Genomic DNA, 18265 nt, shown 5'->3' on the forward strand with positions numbered 1-18265 from the left:
TCCCCGTGAGTAACACCCTCTTCAGGACCAAGAAGATCGAGCAGTCCATCCGTGACACGGAGGAACCGGAGCACGCGCTCAAGAAATCCCTGTCGGCGCTCGACCTGACCGTCTTCGGTATCGGCGTCGTCATCGGCACCGGCATCTTCGTACTGACCGGCACGGTCGCCAAGAACAACGCCGGGCCCGCCGTGGCCCTGGCGTTCGTCGTGGCCGGAGTCGTGTGCGCGCTCGCCGCGCTGTGCTACGCCGAGTTCGCCTCCACCGTCCCGGTGGCCGGCTCCGCGTACACCTTCTCGTACGCCTCGCTGGGCGAACTGCCCGCCTGGATCATCGGCTGGGACCTGGTCCTGGAGTTCGCGCTCGGCACGGCGGTGGTGGCCGTCGGCTGGTCGGGCTACATCCGGTCGCTGCTGGACAACGCGGGCTGGCACATGCCCGCGTCGCTCGGCGGCAGGGACGGTGCCGAGGGCTTCGGCTTCGACATCCTCGCCGCCGCCCTCGTGCTGGTGCTCACCGCCGTCCTCGTGCTCGGCATGAAGCTGTCGGCGCGGATCACCACGCTCGTCGTCGCCATCAAGGTGGCGGTCGTCCTCATCGTGATCATCGCGGGCGCCTTCTTCGTCAAGGGTGCCAACTACGACCCGTTCGTCCCGAAGGCGCAGCCCGTCGAGGCGGGCGGGGGACTCCACTCGCCACTGATCCAGCTGATGTTCGGCTGGGCGCCGTCCAACTTCGGCGTGATGGGCGTCTTCACGGCCGCCTCGGTCGTCTTCTTCGCCTTCATCGGCTTCGACATCGTCGCCACGGCCGCGGAGGAGACCAGGAACCCGCAGCGCGACATGCCCCGCGGCATCCTCGGCTCCCTGGTCATCTGCACCGTCCTGTACGTCGCCGTCTCGATCGTCGTCACCGGCATGCAGCACTACACGAGGCTGTCCGTGGACGCCCCGCTCGCCGACGCGTTCAAGGCCACCGGGCACCCCTTCTTCTCCGGCGTGATCAGCTTCGGGGCCGCGGTCGGCCTGACCACGGTCTGCATGATCCTTCTCCTCGGCCAGAGCCGGGTGTTCTTCGCGATGAGCCGCGACGGACTGCTGCCGCGCTTCTTCTCCCACGTCCACCCGAAGTTCCGGACCCCCTACCGGCCGACCATCCTGCTCGGCGTGATCATCGCGATCGTGGCCGGCTTCACCAGCCTGAGTGAGCTGGCCGAACTGGTGAACATCGGCACGCTCTTCGCCTTCGTCATCGTCGCGATCAGCGTGATCATCCTGCGTCGCACCCGCCCCGACCTGCCCCGCGCCTTCCGTACCCCGCTGGTCCCGCTGCTGCCCATCGTGTCCGTGGCCGCCTCGCTGTGGCTGATGCTGAACCTGCCCGCCGAGACCTGGGTCCGGTTCGGCGTCTGGATGGCGATCGGCTTCGTCGTGTACTTCCTCTACGGCCGCACCCACAGCCGCCTGGCCCGCGGCGAGGAGGCGCCGGCCGGCCCGGGCAAGTCGTCCGGCCCGGACGGCCCGTAGCCCCGCCGGCCCGTCGAGCCATCGACCCGTAGCCCCGTCGGCCCGTCGAGCCACCGACCCGTAGCCCCCGCCGGCCCGCCGACCCGCCGCTGAGGCCCCGCGCTCCCGCGAGTGCGGGGCCGAGGCGTGCGCGGGCGGGGCGTCACACGGGACGTACCGTCCTCGGCCCCGCCACCTGTGCGCCCAGCTCCGTCACCCGGCGGCGCAGTTCGCGGTCGGCCGTCACGACCAGGACCGCACGGTCACCCGCGGCCCGCGCCACCAGCTCGGCCATGTGGTCGTCCCCGCTGCCGGGCGCGGACTCCACCCGTACACCGGCCACGGACTCCACCCCGCGGGCCGCGCCCTCGACGACGAGCACGACCTCCACCGGCCCGGCCCGCCCCGGCACCCCGTCCGCCGCCAGCCGGTCCCGCAGCCGCTCGGCGGCCCCACGCCGGTCCCGCCACCAGCCGTCGGGCACCGAGCCGACGACGTTCGCGGCGTCGACGATCACGAGCAGGGGTGCGTTGTCGTCCATGCCGTCAGGGTCGCACGGCGACTCCGCCGCTCGCCGCCGTCCACGGCCGTACCCGATCGACACGGAGCGGCGGGGGCCCCCGCTCAGCGTGATCCGGTGAACGGCGACTGGGTTCTCTTCTCGGCCGAGACGGCCGCGGGAAACGAGTCCCCGGCCGCCCTGGCCTTCTTCGCCGTCGCGCGCGTCACGGCGGGCGCGACGCCGTACGGGCACTGACCTGTTCCGTGGCAGGCGAGAGGGCCCCCACCGCCATGGGGCGGATTCAGGGGCCCTCTCGTCCTCGTACGGGGACTACGCGGGTACGCTCGCCACGCCGTCCGCCAGGAACCGCTTCCCGTTCACCCGTTCGGCGACGCCCTCGCGGTCCAGGTACGGCGTGATGCCGCCCAGGTGGAAGGGCCAGCCGGCGCCGGTGATCAGGCAGAGGTCGATGTCCTGGGCCTCGGCGACGACGCCCTCGTCGAGCATCAGGCCGATCTCCTGGGCCACCGCGTCCAGGACGCGGTCGCGGACCTGCTCCTCGGTCAGGACGGAGTCGCCCTGCTTCAGGAGCGCGGCGACCTCCGGGTCCAGCTCCGGCTTGCCGCTGTCGTGGACGTAGAAGCCGCGCTTGCCCGCCTCGACGACCGCCTTGAGGTTCGGGGAGACGGTGAAGCGCTCGGGGAAGGCCCGGTTGAGGGTCTCCGAGACGTGCAGGCCGATGGCGGGGCCGACCAGCTCCAGCAGGACCAGCGGGGACATCGGCAGGCCGAGGGGCTCCACCGCCCTCTCCGCCACCGGCACCGGGGTGCCCTCGTCGATGACGTTCTGGATCTCACCCATGAAGCGGGTCAGGATGCGGTTCACGACGAACGCGGGGGCGTCCTTGACGAGAACCGCGGTCTTCTTCAGCTTCTTGGCGACGCCGAACGCCGTGGCCAGCGAGGCCTCGTCGGTCTGCTCGCCGCGGACGATCTCCAGGAGGGGGAGGACCGCCACCGGGTTGAAGAAGTGGAAGCCGACGACCCGCTCGGGGTGCTTCAGCTTCGACGCCATCTCCGAGACGGAGAGGGAGGAGGTGTTCGTCGCGAGGATCGCGTGGGCGGGTGCCACGGCCTCGACCTCGGCGAAGACCTTCTGCTTGACGCCCATCTCCTCGAAGACCGCTTCGATGACGAAGTCGGCGTCCGCGAAGCCCTCGGCCTTGTCCAGGACACCGGTCACCAGCGCCTTGAGGCGGTTGGCCCTGTCCTGGTTGACGCGGCCCTTGCCGAGCAGCTTGTCGATCTCGGCGTGGACGTAGCCCACACCCTTGTCGACGCGCTCCTGGTCGATGTCCGTGAGGACGACCGGGACCTCCAGGCGGCGCAGGAAGAGCAGCGCGAGCTGGGAGGCCATCAGGCCGGCGCCGACCACGCCCACCTTGGTGACCGGGCGGGCCAGCGACTTGTCCGGGGCACCGGCGGGGCGCTTGCCGCGCTTCTGCACCAGGTTGAAGGCGTAGATGCCGGAGCGCAGTTCGCCGCCCATGATCAGGTCGGCGAGGGCCTGGTCCTCGGCGTCGTAGCCCTGCTGGAGGTCGCCGTTCTTGGCGGCGGCGATGATGTCCAGGGCGCGGTAGGCGGCCGGAGCGGCGCCGTGCACCTTGCCGTCCGCGATGAAGCGGCCACGCGCGACGGCCTGGTCCCAGGCCTCGCCGCGGTCGATGGCCGGGCGCTCGATCGCGATCTCGCCCTTGAGGACGGACGCCGTCCAGATCAGCGACTGCTCCAGGAAGTCCGCGCCCTCGAAGATCGCGTCCGCGATGCCGAGTTCGTGGACCTGCGCGCCCTTGAGCTGCTTGTTCTGGTTCAAACTGTTCTCGATGATCACCGAGACGGCCTTGTCGGCGCCGATGAGGTTCGGCAGCAGCGTGCAGCCGCCCCAGCCGGGGACCAGGCCGAGGAAGACCTCGGGGAGCGAGAACGCCGGGAGGGCCGCGGACACCGTGCGGTAGGTGCAGTGCAGACCGATCTCGACGCCGCCGCCCATGGCCGCGCCGTTGTAGTACGCGAAGGACGGCACGGCCAGGTCCGCGAGGCGCTTGAGGACGTCGTGGCCGCCCTTGCCGATGGCCAGCGCGTCCTCGTGCCGCTTCAGCAGCTCGACGCCCTTGAGGTCGGCGCCGACCGCGAAGATGAACGGCTTGCCGGTGACGCCGACGCCGACGATGTCGCCGTCCGCGGCCTCCTTCTCCACCCGGTCGATCGCGGCGTCGATGTTCGCCAGCGACTGCGGGCCGAGCGTGGTCGGCTTGGTGTGGTCGTGACCGTTGTCCAGGGTGATCAGGGCGAAACGCCCGGCGCCCAGGGGCAGGTCGAAGTGGCGTACGTGCGCCTGTGTGACGACCTCGCCGGGGAACAGCTCGGCCGCACCCTTCAGCAGCTCTGCGGTGGTGCTCACTTGTCCCCCTCGAAGTGCGGGTTCTCCCAGACGACCGTCGCGCCCATGCCGAAGCCGACGCACATGGTGGTCAGGCCGTAGCGGACGTGCGGCTGTTCCTCGAACTGGCGGGCCAGCTGTGTCATCAGACGGACACCGGAGGAGGCCAGCGGGTGACCGAACGCGATCGCGCCGCCGTACTGGTTGACGCGCGCGTCGTCGTCGGCGATGCCGTAGTGCTCCAGGAACGCGAGAACCTGGACGGCGAAGGCCTCGTTGATCTCGAACAGGCCGATGTCGTCGATGGACAGGCCGGCCTGGGCCAGGGCCTTCTCCGTCGCCGGGATCGGGCCGTAGCCCATCACTTCCGGCTCGACGCCCGCGAAGGAGTACGAGACGAGGCGCATCTTGACCGGCAGGTTGTTCTCGCGGGCGAAGTCCTCGCTCGCGATGAGGGAGGCGGTCGCGCCGTCGTTCAGACCGGCCGCGTTGCCCGCGGTGACCCGGCCGTGCACGCGGAACGGCGTCTTCAGGCCCGCCAGGTTCTCCAGCGTGGTGCCCGGACGCATCGGCTCGTCGGCGGTGACCAGGCCCCAGCCCGTCTCGCCCGCCTCCTCGTCGGTGCGGCGCACCGAGACCGGTACCAGGTCGGCCTGGATCTGGCCGCCTGCGTACGCCTTGGCGGCCTTCTCCTGCGAGCGCACCGCGTACTCGTCGGCGCGCTGCTTGGTGATGCTCGGGTAGCGGTCGTGCAGGTTCTCCGCCGTCATGCCCATGAACAGGGCGGACTCGTCGACCAGCTTCTCGCTGACGAACCGCGGGTTCGGGTCCACGGCCTCACCCATCGGGTGGCGGCCCATGTGCTCGACACCGCCCGCGACGGCGACGTCGTACGCGCCGAAGGCGACCGACCCGGCCACCGTGGTGACGGCGGTCAGGGCGCCCGCGCACATGCGGTCGATGGAGTAGCCCGGGACCGAGGTGGGCAGTCCCGCCAGGATGCCGGCGGTGCGGCCGATGGTCAGGCCCTGGTCACCGATCTGGGTGGTCGCCGCGACGGCGACCTCGTCGATCTTCTTGGGGTCGAGACCGGGGTTGCGGCGCAGCAGCTCCCGGATCGCCTTCACGACCAGGTCGTCGGCGCGGGTCTCGTGGTAGACGCCCTTCGGGCCCGCCTTGCCGAACGGGGTGCGGACGCCGTCTACGAAGACGACGTCCCTGACGGTACGAGGCACGATGGCTCTCCTCCAGGGTGCGGGATGGCACTGCTGCGGCACGCAAGTACTGAGCGCGCGCTCAGGTCCCATGCTACTTATCAGTAACGTAGCTGCCCAGTCCCCCCGGCGGGAGCGGCGAACGTCACATCACCCGTCACACCACCGGAGTACCGCTCGCGCGACCGCGGCGCGCGGGCACTCGTCCCCGGATCTTGGCCGGAATCCGCCGCCGCCCTCGCCGTGACGGGCTCCGGCCGCCTCCTGCCCCTCGCCGCGACGGGCTCAGCTGCGACGGGCTCCGGCCTGCGTGACGGGCTCCGGCTGCGGCCCGGTCCCGCTACGACGCGTCCTGGCGCAGCGCCGTCACCAGCACGGGTGTCACCTGCTCGACCTGCCAGGGCCGGGCCCCGTGTCCGGCCAGGGCCGCGCTCACGGATTCGGCGTCGGACGTCGCGGGCGGCTCCCAGCAGACGCGGCGCACCGTGTCCGGAGTGATCAGGTTCTCCTGGGGCATGTTCAGCCGCTCGGCGAGCGCCGTCACCGCCGCGCGCGCCGCGGTCAGCCGGGCCGCGGCGGCGGGGTCCTTGTCCGCCCAGGCCCGCGGCGGCGGAGGTCCGGTCACCGGCTGGCCGGGCTGCGGCAGCTGCGACTCGGACAGCGCCTTGGCCCGGTCGACCGACACCTGCCACTGCTCGAGCTGCCGGCGGTTCACCCGCCCGAACCCGTTCAGCGCGGCCAGCGCGTGGGTGTTGGGGGGCAGCGCGAGCGCCGCCTCCACGATCGCCGCGTCCCCGAGCACCTTGCCGGGGGAGACGTCCCGGCGCTGCGCGATCCGGTCCCTGGCCTGCCACAGCTCCCGTACCACGGCGAGCTGACGGCGCCTGCGCACCTTGTGCATACCGGAGGTACGGCGCCACGGGTCCTTGCGCGGCTCGGGCGGCGGGGCCGACGCGATGGCGTGGAACTCCTGCCGGGCCCACTCCAGCTTGCCCTGCCGGTCCAGCTCCTTCTCCAGGGCGTCACGCAGGTCGACCAGCAGCTCGACGTCGAGCGCGGCGTAGCGCAGCCAGGGCTCGGGCAGCGGGCGCGTCGACCAGTCGACGGCCGAGTGGCCCTTCTCCAGGACGAAGCCCAGGACGTTCTCCACCATCGCGCCGAGGCCGACGCGCGGGAAGCCGGCGAGCCGTCCGGCCAGCTCGGTGTCGAAGATGCGGGTGGGCACCATCCCTATTTCCCGCAGACACGGCAGGTCCTGGGTGGCCGCGTGCAGCACCCACTCCACGTCGGCGATCGCCGTGCCGAGGCCGGACAGGTCGGGACAGGCCACCGGGTCGACCAGCGCGGTACCGGCGCCCTCGCGGCGCAACTGCACCAAGTAGGCGCGCTGGCCGTAGCGGTACCCGGAGGCGCGCTCGGCGTCGACGGCGACGGGGCCGCTCCCGGCGGCGAAGGCGGCGGTCACCTCGGCGAGGGCGTCCGCGTCGGCGATCACCGGCGGAACGCCCTCGCGTGGTGCGAGCAAGGGTGTCGGCGCCTGGCTCACAGAAGATCCGGCGTCGTCCGGAGGGGCGCCTCCGGTGGTTCGCAGTGGGTGGTCTGCTGCGGTTTCGTGGGCGTCGGTCACCTGTCAAGGGTATCGGTGGATCGACGGCGCCCGCCGACGGAACGTTCCGTCGGCGGGCGCCGGGGGGTCGTAAACCAGTCAGGTCGGTGAAGGACCGGTGGGGGACCGGCTTCACGGGGAGCACGAGCGGGTGCCTCGGGCGGAGGCGGTGGGGGAGCGGGCGGGGCCGGGAGTGGCGGGACGCGGTGGGTCGGGGCGGGCTCGTGGTGGGGTCGGAGCGGTCAGTGGATGATGCCCGTGCGCAGCGCCACCGCGACCATCCCGGCGCGGTCGCCCGTGCCGAGCTTGCGGGCGATGCGGGCCAGGTGGCTCTTGACGGTCAGGGCGGACAGGCCCATCGAGACGCCGATCGCCTTGTTCGACTGGCCCTCCGCGACCAGTCGCAGCACCTCGACCTCGCGGCCGGAGAGTTCGCGGTAGCCGCCCGGGTGGCTCGGGGCGCCCGGGGGGCGGCGGTGCAGGCGGGCGGCGGCGGCGCCGATGGGGGCGGCGCCCGGCCGGGTGGGGAGCCCGACGTTGGTACGGGTGCCGGTGACGACGTAGCCCTTGACGCCGCCGGCGAGGGCGTTGCGCACGGCGCCGATGTCGTCGGCGGCGGACAGGGCGAGCCCGTTGGGCCACCCCGCGGCGCGGGTCTCCGACAGCAGGGTCAGACCGCTGCCGTCGGGGAGGTGGACTTCCGCGACGCAGATGTCGCGGGGGTTGCCGATGCGGGGACGAGCCTCCGCGACGGACGAGGCCTCGATGACGTCGCGCACACCGAGCGCCCACAGATGACGGGTGACGGTGGAACGGACGCGCTGATCGGCCACGACCACCATGGCGGTCGGCTTGTTCGGGCGGTAGGCGACCAGGCTTGCAGGCTGCTCGAGGAGAACGGACACCAGGCCTCCTGGGGTGCGGGGACGGGGCCGGCTCATGGGGGTGAAGCCGGGACGAACCGTGCTTTCAAGGTCACAGTCGTCTTCGGCACCGAACCCGTCCGCCTTTAGAGAATGATCACGATCTGGTGAGTAACAATCCGAGCAATTCGGACACGCTGTCGATCATTCGAAGATCGAACGGTTTCGCACTTTGTCGATACAAGGCCGAAAGTGGCCGTGTCGACAAAGTGACGGAACGTCCTCCAGGCATGCGGAGCCCACGCCGGGAACGGTGAACGACGGCAGGGTCAGCGCGACTGCGGGCCACGCCGCTGGGGCAGCGTCACGATCGACGCGTCACCCGGCGCGGCCGGCGGCAGGCCCGCGACCTGGGCCAGCAGATCGCACCACGAGGAGAGGTGCGCCGCGGTGTCCGGGACGCCGCCCAGACCCTCGCGCGGCGTCCAGGACGCCCTGATCTCGATCTGCGAGGCGGACGGGCGCGCCGAGAGCCCTCCGAAGTAGTGGGAACTCGCACGCGTGACCGTGCCGCTGGGCTCGCCGTACGTGAGCCCGCGGGCCTGGAGGGCGCCGGTCAGCCAGGACCAGCACACGTCCGGCAGCAGCGGATCGGCGGCCATCTCCGGCTCCAGCTCGGCGCGCACCAGCGTCACCAGCCGGAAGGTCCCGTGCCAGGCGTCGTGCCCGGCCGGATCGTGCAGCAGCACCAGCCGCCCGTCCGCCAGGTCCTCTTCGCCGTCGACGACCGCGGCCTCGAGCGCGTACGCGTGCGGGGCGAGCCGCTGCGGTGCGCGGGTCGCCTCCACCTCGATCTGCGGCCGCAGCCGCGCGGCCCGCAGGGCCTCGACGGCGGCCGCGAAGGCCGGCGGCGTCGTACTCCCCTTGTGCCGGGCCTCTTCCTCGGTCCCCTTCGCCTCGTCCATTCCGCCAGCGCCGTCCGACAGTCGTCCCTGAGCCGCAGCCATGCGGGGAACATTAGGCGGAACGGCGGCCCGACGCAGGGAGGGACACCCGAGTGCGGGCGCGATGTCCGGATCACGCGGCCTCCGAAAGCGCGCGGGAGCCGCCCCACCCGTGGTCCGGCGCCGTCCGGGGGCCATGCGAGACTTGCGGACGTGAGTGCCAACCAGAGCCCCGCGGGCAAGCAGCCGACCGCCACGTACGACTCCGCGTTCCTCAGGGCGTGCAGGCGTGAGCCGGTGCCGCACACCCCCGTGTGGTTCATGCGGCAGGCCGGGCGCTCGCTGCCGGAGTACCTCAAGGCGCGTGAGGGCATCCCGATGCTCGAGTCCTGCATGCGGCCGGAGCTGGTCGCCGAGATCACCCTCCAGCCGGTGCGGCGGCACGGCGTGGACGCGGCGGTCTACTTCAGCGACATCGTGGTCCCGCTCAAGGCCATCGGCATCGACCTCGACATCAAGCCCGGCGTCGGCCCGGTCGTCGCGAACCCGATCCGCACCCGCGCGGACCTGGCACAGCTGCGCGACCTCACCCCCGAGGACGTCACCTACGTCACCGAGGCCTTCGGCCTGCTCACCCGCGAGCTCGGTGGCACCCCGCTGATCGGCTTCGCGGGTGCCCCGTTCACCCTCGCGAGCTACCTCGTGGAGGGCGGTCCGTCCCGCAACCACGAGCACACCAAGGCCCTCATGTACGGCGACCCGCAGCTGTGGGCCGACCTCCTGGACCGGCTCGCCGACATCACGGCCGCGTTCCTCACGGTGCAGATCGAGGCCGGCGCGAGCGCCGTCCAGCTCTTCGACTCCTGGGTCGGCGCCCTCGCCCCCGCGGACTACCGCCGCTTCGTGCAGCCCGCCTCCCGCAAGGTGTTCGAGGCCGTCGCCGGATACGGCGTGCCGCGCATCCACTTCGGTGTGGGCACCGGCGAGCTCCTCGGCGACATGGGCGAGGCCGGCGCGGACGTCGTCGGCGTCGACTGGCGCGTGCCGCTGGACGAGGCGGCCCGCCGCGTCGGCCCCGGCAAGGCGCTGCAGGGCAACCTGGACCCGGCCGTCCTCTTCGCCGGCCGGCCGGCGGTCGAGGCCAAGACCCGCGAGATCCTCGACGCGGCGGCGGGCCTGGAGGGCCACGTCTTCAACCTCGGCCACGGCGTGCTGCCGACCACCGACCCGGACGCGCTGACCCGCCTCGTGGAGTACGTCCACACGCAGACCGTCCGCTAGGACCCAGGCCCGCTCACCCGTTGCGGGCGTACCACGCCAGGCACCGGCGCCACAGTGCCAGCCCGGACAGCAGCACCAGCAGGGCGACCGGGGGCGACAGGTACACCAGCACGGGGGAGAGGGGGACCGTGTCGGCGTGGCCCGTCAGCCACGCCGCCGGGTAGTACCCGGCGAACGCGATCGGCACCCCGAAGGTGAACGCGCCCTGGAGGGCCACCGGGAACACGCTCAGCGGGTAGTTGCCGAAGTTGCCCGCCGTGTTGTCCAGCCAGAAGAACAGGGACTCGCTGCCCCGGAACCTCAGCACCAGGCCGGCGATGTGCAGATTGAGCCCGAGTTCGATCACGGTGGCGGCGACGACCGCCACGGCCAGGAAGCCCAGCGCGGCGGGCGACCACGTGACGTCCAGCACGGACAGGCAGACGCCGAGCGAGGCGCCGGCCACGACCAGGTCGCCCAGCGCGTTGACCGGCGCCTCGTAGGTGAAGACCTGGAGCAGCACCGGCGCCGGCCTGGTGCGGAAGGCCTCGAAGCGTCCCTCCCGCAGCAGGTGCGGGAGCAGTCCGAGGTTGCCGAAGAGCAGCATGTACAGGCCGTGCCCCAGCATGCGGATACTGCTGATCAGGAGGATCTCCCCGAGGTCCCAGCCCGCCAGGGACGGAAACCGGCTGAAGATCACCGCTGCGAAGAGCAGCACCGTGATCTGGAAGGTCACGCCGTTGGCGACGGCCATCGCGAAGTCCGCGCGGTTGGCGAGCTGGCTGCGCAGTCCGGCCCGCATGATCACGGCGGCCAGCCGCAGCCGGCCCGCACGGGGCGCCGAGGACGGCGGCGCGGCGGTGTCGGAGGTCATCGGCGTCACCCGCCCAGGACAAGCAGCCGACGGGCGGCGCGCCGCCACATCAAGCGGCTCAGCACGGCCAGCAGCACGCACCACCAGGCCTGTTCGGCCAGGTACGGCCAGCAGTCCGCCACGCTGATCCGCCCGGTGTACAGGGAGACGGGCACGTTGACGGTCGCCGCGAAGGGCAGGTGCCCGGCGACGGCCGAGAACCCTTCGGGGAAGAACCACAGCGGGACGAGCCCGCCCGACAGGAGCAGCTGGGCGAAGGCCACCAGCCGGTTCACGCCGAAGCTCGTGATGGTCCAGAAGCTGGTCAGATCGACCAGCAGGCCGATCTGGTAGAAGACGACCTGCCCCAGACCGTAGGCGAGCACGGTCACCGGGACGGCGGCCGGGGACGGCGGCAGCGCGACCAGCCCGCACGCCACGCCCACGGCCAGGCCGACGAGCAGCCAGGCCGTGGCGTACAGGCTCTCCCCGAGGCCGCGCCAGGCGCAGTAGCGGCGGGCGGAGAGCGGGCGGACGAACCAGAACACCACCGAGCCGTCGCGGATCCTGCTCTGCGCGGTCTCCTGCGAGGCCCCCTCCATGATCACCCGGCCGGTACCCATCAGCGTCGCCAGGACCGAGTAGGTGATGGCCTGGTCCACGTCGAGGCCGGCCACCTCTCCGCCGCTCTCGCGGTACAGAGCCCGCCACAGCAGCACGTACAGGAACACCTGGGTGACGATCACGAAGGCGGTCGCGGCCAGGCGCGGGCGGTAGGCCCACTCGGTGCGCGGGACCAGCGAGACGAGCCGGTGGGCGCGCGAAGGCGTCCGCGCCGCCGGGCCGGACCGGTCGAGGACGCTCATCCGCCCGCCCCCGGTGCCGCGGCCCGCTGCTGTCGCGCGCCCTCGTGCAGAGCCCGCAGGACGTCCTCCGCCGTCGCCCCCTCGTACCGGACCGAGCGGACCGGATGGACGGCGAGGAGTTCCGCGGTCACCCGCGCCCGGTCCGCGCCCGGCAGCGGCCTGACCCGCACACTCGGCCCCTGAGCGGAGACGACCTCGGCGGTCAGCAGGTCGAGCGGCGGAGGCGGCGTCTCGAACTCGACCAGGAACGCGGACTCCGTCCCGGCGACCGACAGCCGGTCGCGGGGGCCGTCGTGGACGACCCGGCCGCGGTCGATGACGACGATGCGGCGGCACAGCGCCTCCACCTCCGCCATGTCGTGCGTCGTCAGTACCACGCAGTGGTCCCCGGTGGCGGCCAGCCGCGACAGCAGCTCCCGCACCTGGTCCTTCACCAGCACGTCCAGGCCGATGGTGGGCTCGTCCAGGAAGAGCACCCGCGGCCGGTGCAGCAGCGCGGCGGCCAGATCGCACCGCACCCGCTGACCGAGCGACAGGAACCGCACCGGGGTGTCCCAGAAATCCGACAGCGAGAGGACGTCGTCGAGTTCGGCCAGCGCACCGCGCCAGGCGTCGTCCGGCAGCCCGTGGATGTCGCGCAGGATGGAGAACGAGTCCCGGGCGGGCAGGTCCCACCACAGCTGGGTGCGCTGCCCGAAGGTGACGCCCATGTTCCGGGCGTTGGCCTCCCGGTCGGCGTACGGATCGAGACCGCACACCCGGACGGTGCCCGACTCCGGGAGCAGCAGGCCCGTCATCAGCTTGATCAGGGTGGACTTTCCGGCGCCGTTCTGTCCCAGCAGTCCGACGAACTCGCCCCGTCCGATGCGCAGAGCCACCTCGCTGAGGGCGACCGCGCGTCCGGCCCGCCGGCGTCGCCACGGCCGGCGGATGCTCCAGGCGTCGGCCCGGTCCCAGGTGCGGAAGGTCTTGGTGACACCGTCCACGTCGATGACCGGTGCCACGTGCCCAGGACCGCTCACGAGCCGCTCCCCCGCGCCTCCGCGTCCGCCGCCCCCCGCAGCACGGCCGCCGCCACCAGCGGGTACAGCAGCTCGCCCACCGCGGCCAGCCACCGCACCGGGACGACCCGGCGCAGCGCCCCCGGCGCCAGCGTGGCCAGCGCCTCCCGGGCCGCCGGCCGCCCGAGGTCGGGGAGGCCGCCGAGGTCCCGGGTCACCACGCCCAGGGCGTAGGCGGTGGTCCACACCTCGGCGAGTAGTACGTCGCTGACCCGGTCGTGGATCAGCTCCCGGTGCGGGACGGTCTCCAGCGCCGTGCGCAGCGACGCCACGACGCGCTCCCGTCCGATGCCCCGCGCCAGCAGCGCCTCCTCGGCCGGCACCCGGCGCCAGCCGTCCGGGCTCGCCGGGTCCCGCAGGTAGACCACGGCCAGCTGCTCCCACCAGCAGAAGTACGGCACGGCGCGCATCGCGGGCAGCACGGAACCACCGGGGTCGCCGCCGGAAGCGAGGCAGGCGGCGCTGCGCGGCCCCATCACGTCGTTGCCGACCAGGCTCGGCGGGTTGGCGTGGTCGACCGGGCCGGCCACCGGAACGACCCGGTCGACGTCGCGCAGGTAGTCGAGCAGGGTGACGTCGTCGGTCGCGTCGGGCGCGGCCTTGGCGGCGGCGTACTCCTCGAAGCCCCGGGCCAGTTCAGCGGGCAGCACCAGCGCGACGGACGGGAGGTAGTCGTCCACCACGGGCGCCCACGCGTGGCCGAGCAGGGCCGCGGCACGGACCGCGTTGGCGGTGCGCGAACCCCACTCGGTGAACAGGCTGACGGAGTCCCGCGGACGGGCGGCGGCCAGCGCGGCGACGGTGCCGGCGAAGTGCGGGCCGAGCACGGCGTCGTCCTGGAGCACCAGGTGGTGCGTGGCGTCGGCCGACACCGACCGCCAGGCCAGGCGTGCGGTGCGCAGCGCCGACGGCGGTCCCTGCGGCTCCGGGTCGGTGACGACCCGCGCGGCGAGGGCGGGATGCGCCCGCCCCAGGGCCTCGGCAGCGGCCCGCCGCCGGGGATGGGCCATGATCACGGTGGACAGACGGAGGTCGGAACGGTGCGGTGTCATCCTCGGGTCTTTCTCGCGGGGCCTCGGGGGCGAGGGGTCCGGGGGGCGGGGGCGGAAGTGCAGGCGGTGGGGGGGCGAGGGCGGAAGGGTCGGTGGTGCGGGCGTGGTCGGGGTGGTGGCCGGGTCGGGACGTGGTGGTCACCGCTCCGTCTTGCCGAGCACCAGCGGCCCGCCGCGCAGCAGGCGGGCCAGGTGCCGGATGGGGCCCGCCCAGTGCAGGAGCGGCTGGAGCAGGAACGCCAGGCCCAGCAGAAGGGGCGCGGAGCCGTCGGGGGGTTCGGCGCGGGCGTCGGCGCCGCGGTGTGCGGCCAGCCAGTGCCCGGCCCGCCGCACGCACCACCGGGCGTGCAGCAGCGTGTAGGCGCACGCCGCGAGGGCCCAGGCCAGCAGCGGTCCGTGGGCGCCGCGCACGACCAGGGTGCCCGCCGCGGCCAGTACGACCGCCGGACCGGCGAACCACCACAGGGTGTCCAGACCCTCCTTGACCAGCACCACGGCGTTGCGGAGCCGGAACGCGCGCAGTACCGGATCGGTCAGCAGCCGTCGGCACCCGGCGAGCGAGCCGTGCGCCACCAGCGCGTACGCCTTGCCGAGCGCCGCCGTGCCGGAGTACCGGTCGACCAGGTTGAACACGGGCAGCACCTCCATCACCGCGCCCGCGGAGGAGAGTTTGTAGCCGACGAGCAGGTCGTCGACGGGCTCCTCGTACATGCCGATGGACACCAGGGTGTCGTGCCGGACGAACAGGCCGGCGCCGACCCCGTACACCACCGGTTCGGCCACGGCCGTCACGCCCGCCGGCAGCCGCGCGGCCCGGATGCGGCGCCGGGCCAGGATGCGGTGCGCCTCGACGCCGGCCCGGCGGCGCAGGTCGGCCAGGGCGTGGGCCCGCAGCAGGACGTCCGCGCCGCCGGGCCGGGCCGCGTGCGGGCGGCGCAGCTGGAGCGGAAGCTGCTGGACCAGGTCGGGCGCGGGGCCGCCGCCCCGGGAGACGGCGGCGGCCAGGTGCGTCAGGGTGTCCAGGTCGGGCTGCGAGTCGGCGTCGTACAGCCCGACGTAGGTGAACGAGGGTGCGGCGTCCGGCGGCAGCAGTTCCGGCAGCCGTTCCACCGCGTGCACGAGCTGGCTGCTCTTGGCGCCCTCGTCCGTGTAGTGCAGGTGGTGCAGGCCCACTCCGGGGTGGGCCGCCGCCAGCTCGGGCAGCAGCGCCGCGGCTACCTCGCGGGTGGTGGGGACGGCGTCGAGTGCGGCCCGCAGGGTGCCCGCCGGGTCGGCGGAGGCACGGGTGCGGCGCGCCGTCTCGGCCGCCAGACCGGAGGGCACCACCCCGCCCAGCCGGGCGGCCGCGTCCCGCGCTCCGCTCGCGACCAGGGCCGCCGCGAGGGCGGGCAGCCGGTCCACCACCGCCTGCCGCTCCCGCTCCTCGCGTTGCGTGGTGACGACGACCACGTGCAACAGGCCCGGCGGATACGGGAGTCCCGCCGCCGCCCGCACCACCTCGCCCAGCAGCTCCTGCTCGCGCAGGGCCGGCACCAGCAGTACGACGTGCGGCGCGGCGTCCGGCGGCACCGCGGCCAGCCGCCGCCGGTCCAGGAGGCGTCCGGTGACGGCCGCGCGGACGCTCAGCAGCACACCCCACAGCAGCACGCCCCAGAGCACGGCGAGAGCGGTCACGGTCATGCCCGCTCCGTCCGGCCGGTCACGCCGTCCGGCACGGACAGCCGCCGGCGGCCCTCCCGGGCGAGCGCGGCCTCCCGCATCGGGCCGAGCCGCGGGTGCAGGCGCGCGGCCCACTCCACCACCTCGGCCGGGGTGAGCGTCTCCGGTTCGCCCACCGGGATGCCCGGCAGCAGGCCGGGCAGCCGCGCTCCCAGGCCGAGCGGCACCGTGAAGGCGGCGGTGCCCGGTCCGCCGACCGCCGTGAGTTCCACGCAGAGGGCGCCGCCGGTGACGGACGTCGTCACGCGCACGAGGTCCAGCAGGGCCGACCGGGCCAGCAACGGCCCCTCGGAGCCGGACGGGACCGATTCCGCGGCCGGCCACCGCGCCTCGTACCGCCGGCCTGCCGTCATGTCGACGACCGTGTCGAAGAACCGGTTGGGGAACCGGCGGTACTGCCCGCGCAGCAGATGGCGGCGGCGCGGCAGCGCGGGGTCGGCGTGGCGGGCCACGCGGGTGATCCGGGGGACGGCGTCGTCGTCCGTCAGCCGCACCCTCAACTCCAGCGAGGTGTCCAGGGAGAAGGAGTAGTCGTCCCCGTCGCGGCGCACACTGCGCGCGTCCTTGCCGATCTTCACCACGAGACGGTCGGCGAAGACCTGGACCTCGTCGTTGTACCGCCGGTCGCCGTACTTGTACTCGACGGACCGGAAGGTGCCGTCCGCGTGGAAGTTGGCGAGGACGACGGGCCGGTCCTGCGTACGGGGCTCCGGTCCGAAGACGGCGAAGTGCGCCGCGCCGACCAGCGAGAGCTTCTGCTGGTTGCGGTCGAGCACCTCAAGCGAGTACCGCTCGGGGTCGGTCACGCCGAACAGCTCGTTCGCGAACGGCGCCTCCGGATCCGGTGCGTACACGTACAGACCCGTACGGCTTCCGTCGTCGCCGGTCCACGGGCGGGCGGCCAGCTGCTCGCCGAGCCCGGCCCGGTCCTGGAAGGTGTGGAAGGAGTAGGCGTGGGGGTGGTCGTCCGGGTCGCGGCGGCCCGGCGGATGGACCACCAGGTGCCGCAGGCAGACGCTGCTGCGCCGCAGGTCCCGCAGTTCGGCGGCGGGGGCGGCCGGGGCGTCCCGCCGGGGGCCGCGCGAGGCACCGGCGAGCGAGCCGGCGAGCGCGGCGGCGAAGCCGTCCACATGGGCCGGGGTCAGGTGCGGCATGGCGTAGAAGTGGTGGAACAGCCGGTCGCCGGGCGAGCCGTCCGGGGCCGTCCACGGCAGCGTGTTGCCCACCAGGCGGTACCGCTCGGCCAGTTCCGCGGGGAGCCTGCCGTCCTCGTGGGAGAAGCCGGCGACGACCACGGTGTTGCCGGGAGAGGGCAGCACCAACGCGTCCGGGTCGGCGGCGCGGATCGCTTCGGCCAGCCGGTCCCGCACCCGCAGACAGTCGCGGAACACCTCCCGGTAGCCGTCCGCGGCCAGCCCGAAGACCAGCGACCACAGCGCCGCGGCCATCGCGCCGGAGCGCGAGCCGCTGATCGTCTCGTCGACGAAGCCGGACATCGGGGCCGCCACCGCACCGTGCCCCAGCAGGCCCTTGCGGCACAGGAAGACCCCGCAGCTGTACGGCATCAGCCCGGACTTGTGCGGGTCGAGCACGATCGAGTGGACGTACGGGTTGCGGAAGTCGAAGGGCACCTCGGGCGCGGTGAACGGCAGGATCATGCCGCCGTGCGCCGCGTCGACGTGGTGGAAGACGCTCAGGTTCCCGCCGTCCGCGGCCCGCCGGGCCAGTACGCCCGCGATGGCGTCCACCGGGTCGACCAGGCCGGTGTTGTAGTAGCCGGCGGTGGACACGACGACCACACCGGTGCGGGCGTCCGCGCCGGTCTCCGCCGCGAGGGCGTCCAGCGCGGCGTCCACGGCCTCGGCGTCCAGCAGCCAGGAGGGGCCTGCCGGGCACAGCCGCAGCTCCAGGTCGAGGATCTCGGCCGCCTTGGCCACGGAGTGGTGGGTGAGCGCCGACGCGAGGACGACGACCCGCCCGGCGCCCGCCGCGCGCAGGGCGTTGCGGCCGACGCGCAGACCGGCGAGGGTGCCCTCGTTGGCGCCGCCGGTGAGGTAGCCGTCCGCGGCGTCGGCGTGCAGCAGCCCGGCGAGCGCGAGGACCGCCTCCCGCTCCAGCCGCCGGGTGCCGCGGACGCCGTCGCCGAAGCGGGTGTGGACGCCCACGTTGTTGGGGTTGCGTTCGGCGAAGCGCCCGAACGCGTCGAGCGCCAGGGCGTGCGGTGCCGTCATGGCGAACCCCAGCCGCACCGGGTCGTCGGGGGCTTGCCAGCCGGGCACCTCGGCGAGGCGTGCGTCCAGCACCCGCGCCAGTTCGGTGGCGGACAGCGGGGTGTCCGGAAAGGTGTCGGTCTCGGTCGAACCGTCCTCCAGGTCGGCCAC

At 73.4% G+C, this 18265-nt stretch carries 14 protein-coding genes; 2 read left to right on the top strand and 12 right to left on the bottom strand.

The window, feature by feature from the left end; all coding sequences use genetic code 11:
• Positions 1–5 precede the first annotated feature (5 nt).
• Positions 6–1526 (top strand): amino acid permease, encoded by a 1521-nt coding sequence (locus tag ACGFYH_RS17995; RefSeq protein ID WP_393804096.1) that lies wholly within the window; start codon positions 6–8, stop codon positions 1524–1526.
• Positions 1527–1668: 142 nt separating this feature from the next.
• Here the strand turns inward: ACGFYH_RS17995 and ACGFYH_RS18000 are convergent, their stop codons facing one another.
• The 6 genes from ACGFYH_RS18000 to ACGFYH_RS18025 all read right to left on the bottom strand — a co-directional run bounded on the left by ACGFYH_RS18000 (position 1669) and on the right by ACGFYH_RS18025 (position 9136).
• On the bottom strand, positions 1669–2046 hold the full coding sequence (locus ACGFYH_RS18000; protein ID WP_393804097.1) for an NTP pyrophosphohydrolase: 378 nt from the start codon (positions 2044–2046) through the stop codon (positions 1669–1671).
• A 291-nt stretch (positions 2047–2337) separates the two neighbouring features.
• Positions 2338–4467: a 3-hydroxyacyl-CoA dehydrogenase NAD-binding domain-containing protein gene (locus tag ACGFYH_RS18005; RefSeq protein WP_393804098.1), complete on the bottom strand. Its 2130-nt coding sequence runs from the start codon at positions 4465–4467 to the stop codon at positions 2338–2340.
• Positions 4464–5681, bottom strand: coding sequence for an acetyl-CoA C-acyltransferase (locus ACGFYH_RS18010; protein ID WP_393804099.1), 1218 nt, complete (start codon positions 5679–5681; stop codon positions 4464–4466). The genes ACGFYH_RS18005 and ACGFYH_RS18010 overlap by 4 nt, the downstream gene beginning before the upstream one ends.
• Positions 5682–6000: 319 nt before the next feature.
• A complete protein-coding gene (locus ACGFYH_RS18015; RefSeq protein ID WP_393804100.1) occupies positions 6001–7287 on the bottom strand; it encodes an HRDC domain-containing protein in 1287 nt (428 codons plus the stop codon).
• Positions 7288–7508: 221 nt separating this feature from the next.
• Entirely contained in the window at positions 7509–8171 is a 663-nt protein-coding gene (locus tag ACGFYH_RS18020; protein ID WP_059298226.1) for a response regulator transcription factor, read from the bottom strand.
• A gap of 287 nt (positions 8172–8458) precedes the next feature.
• A complete protein-coding gene (locus ACGFYH_RS18025) occupies positions 8459–9136 on the bottom strand; it encodes a DUF3000 domain-containing protein (protein WP_393804101.1) in 678 nt (225 codons plus the stop codon).
• Between the two features lie 150 nt (positions 9137–9286).
• Here ACGFYH_RS18025 and hemE point away from each other — a divergent pair, with 150 nt between their 5' ends.
• The gene (gene hemE, locus ACGFYH_RS18030; RefSeq protein ID WP_393804102.1) at positions 9287–10354 is read left to right on the top strand and encodes a uroporphyrinogen decarboxylase; all 1068 of its coding nucleotides are present in this window, start codon (positions 9287–9289) and stop codon (positions 10352–10354) included.
• 13 nt (positions 10355–10367) lie between these two features.
• Here the strand turns inward: hemE and ACGFYH_RS18035 are convergent, their stop codons facing one another.
• The 6 genes from ACGFYH_RS18035 to ACGFYH_RS18060 form a co-directional block, all read right to left on the bottom strand.
• Complete coding sequence (locus ACGFYH_RS18035; protein ID WP_393804103.1) at positions 10368–11207, bottom strand: ABC transporter permease; 840 nt, start codon at positions 11205–11207, stop codon at positions 10368–10370.
• A 5-nt stretch (positions 11208–11212) separates the two neighbouring features.
• Positions 11213–12052, bottom strand: coding sequence for an ABC transporter permease (locus ACGFYH_RS18040; protein ID WP_393804104.1), 840 nt, complete (start codon positions 12050–12052; stop codon positions 11213–11215).
• Positions 12049–13074, bottom strand: coding sequence for an ATP-binding cassette domain-containing protein (locus ACGFYH_RS18045; RefSeq protein WP_393804105.1), 1026 nt, complete (start codon positions 13072–13074; stop codon positions 12049–12051). Before ACGFYH_RS18045 ends, ACGFYH_RS18040 begins: the two co-directional genes overlap by 4 nt.
• Entirely contained in the window at positions 13071–14165 is a 1095-nt protein-coding gene (locus tag ACGFYH_RS18050; RefSeq protein ID WP_393804106.1) for a hypothetical protein, read from the bottom strand. Before ACGFYH_RS18050 ends, ACGFYH_RS18045 begins: the two co-directional genes overlap by 4 nt.
• A 138-nt stretch (positions 14166–14303) precedes the next feature.
• The gene (locus ACGFYH_RS18055; RefSeq protein ID WP_393804107.1) at positions 14304–15845 is read right to left on the bottom strand and encodes a hypothetical protein; all 1542 of its coding nucleotides are present in this window, start codon (positions 15843–15845) and stop codon (positions 14304–14306) included.
• Positions 15842–18265 carry a pyridoxal-dependent decarboxylase gene (locus tag ACGFYH_RS18060; RefSeq protein ID WP_393804108.1) on the bottom strand — a complete coding sequence of 808 codons (2424 nt, stop codon included), beginning with the start codon at positions 18263–18265 and terminating at the stop codon, positions 15842–15844. Before ACGFYH_RS18060 ends, ACGFYH_RS18055 begins: the two co-directional genes overlap by 4 nt.

Source organism: Streptomyces sp. NPDC048392 (assembly GCF_043200575.1).
Taxonomy (GTDB): Bacteria; Actinomycetota; Actinomycetes; order Streptomycetales; family Streptomycetaceae; genus Streptomyces.

Coding starts and splice junctions, on each gene's coding strand:
- ACGFYH_RS18000 (WP_393804097.1), bottom strand. CDS start 2,046: ATGGACGACAACGCACCCCTGCTCGTGATCGTCGACGCCGCGAACGTC.
- ACGFYH_RS18025 (WP_393804101.1), bottom strand. CDS start 9,136: ATGGCTGCGGCTCAGGGACGACTGTCGGACGGCGCTGGCGGAATGGAC.
- ACGFYH_RS18035 (WP_393804103.1), bottom strand. CDS start 11,207: ATGACCTCCGACACCGCCGCGCCGCCGTCCTCGGCGCCCCGTGCGGGC.
- ACGFYH_RS18040 (WP_393804104.1), bottom strand. CDS start 12,052: ATGAGCGTCCTCGACCGGTCCGGCCCGGCGGCGCGGACGCCTTCGCGC.
- ACGFYH_RS18050 (WP_393804106.1), bottom strand. CDS start 14,165: ATGACACCGCACCGTTCCGACCTCCGTCTGTCCACCGTGATCATGGCC.
- ACGFYH_RS18055 (WP_393804107.1), bottom strand. CDS start 15,845: ATGACCGTGACCGCTCTCGCCGTGCTCTGGGGCGTGCTGCTGTGGGGT.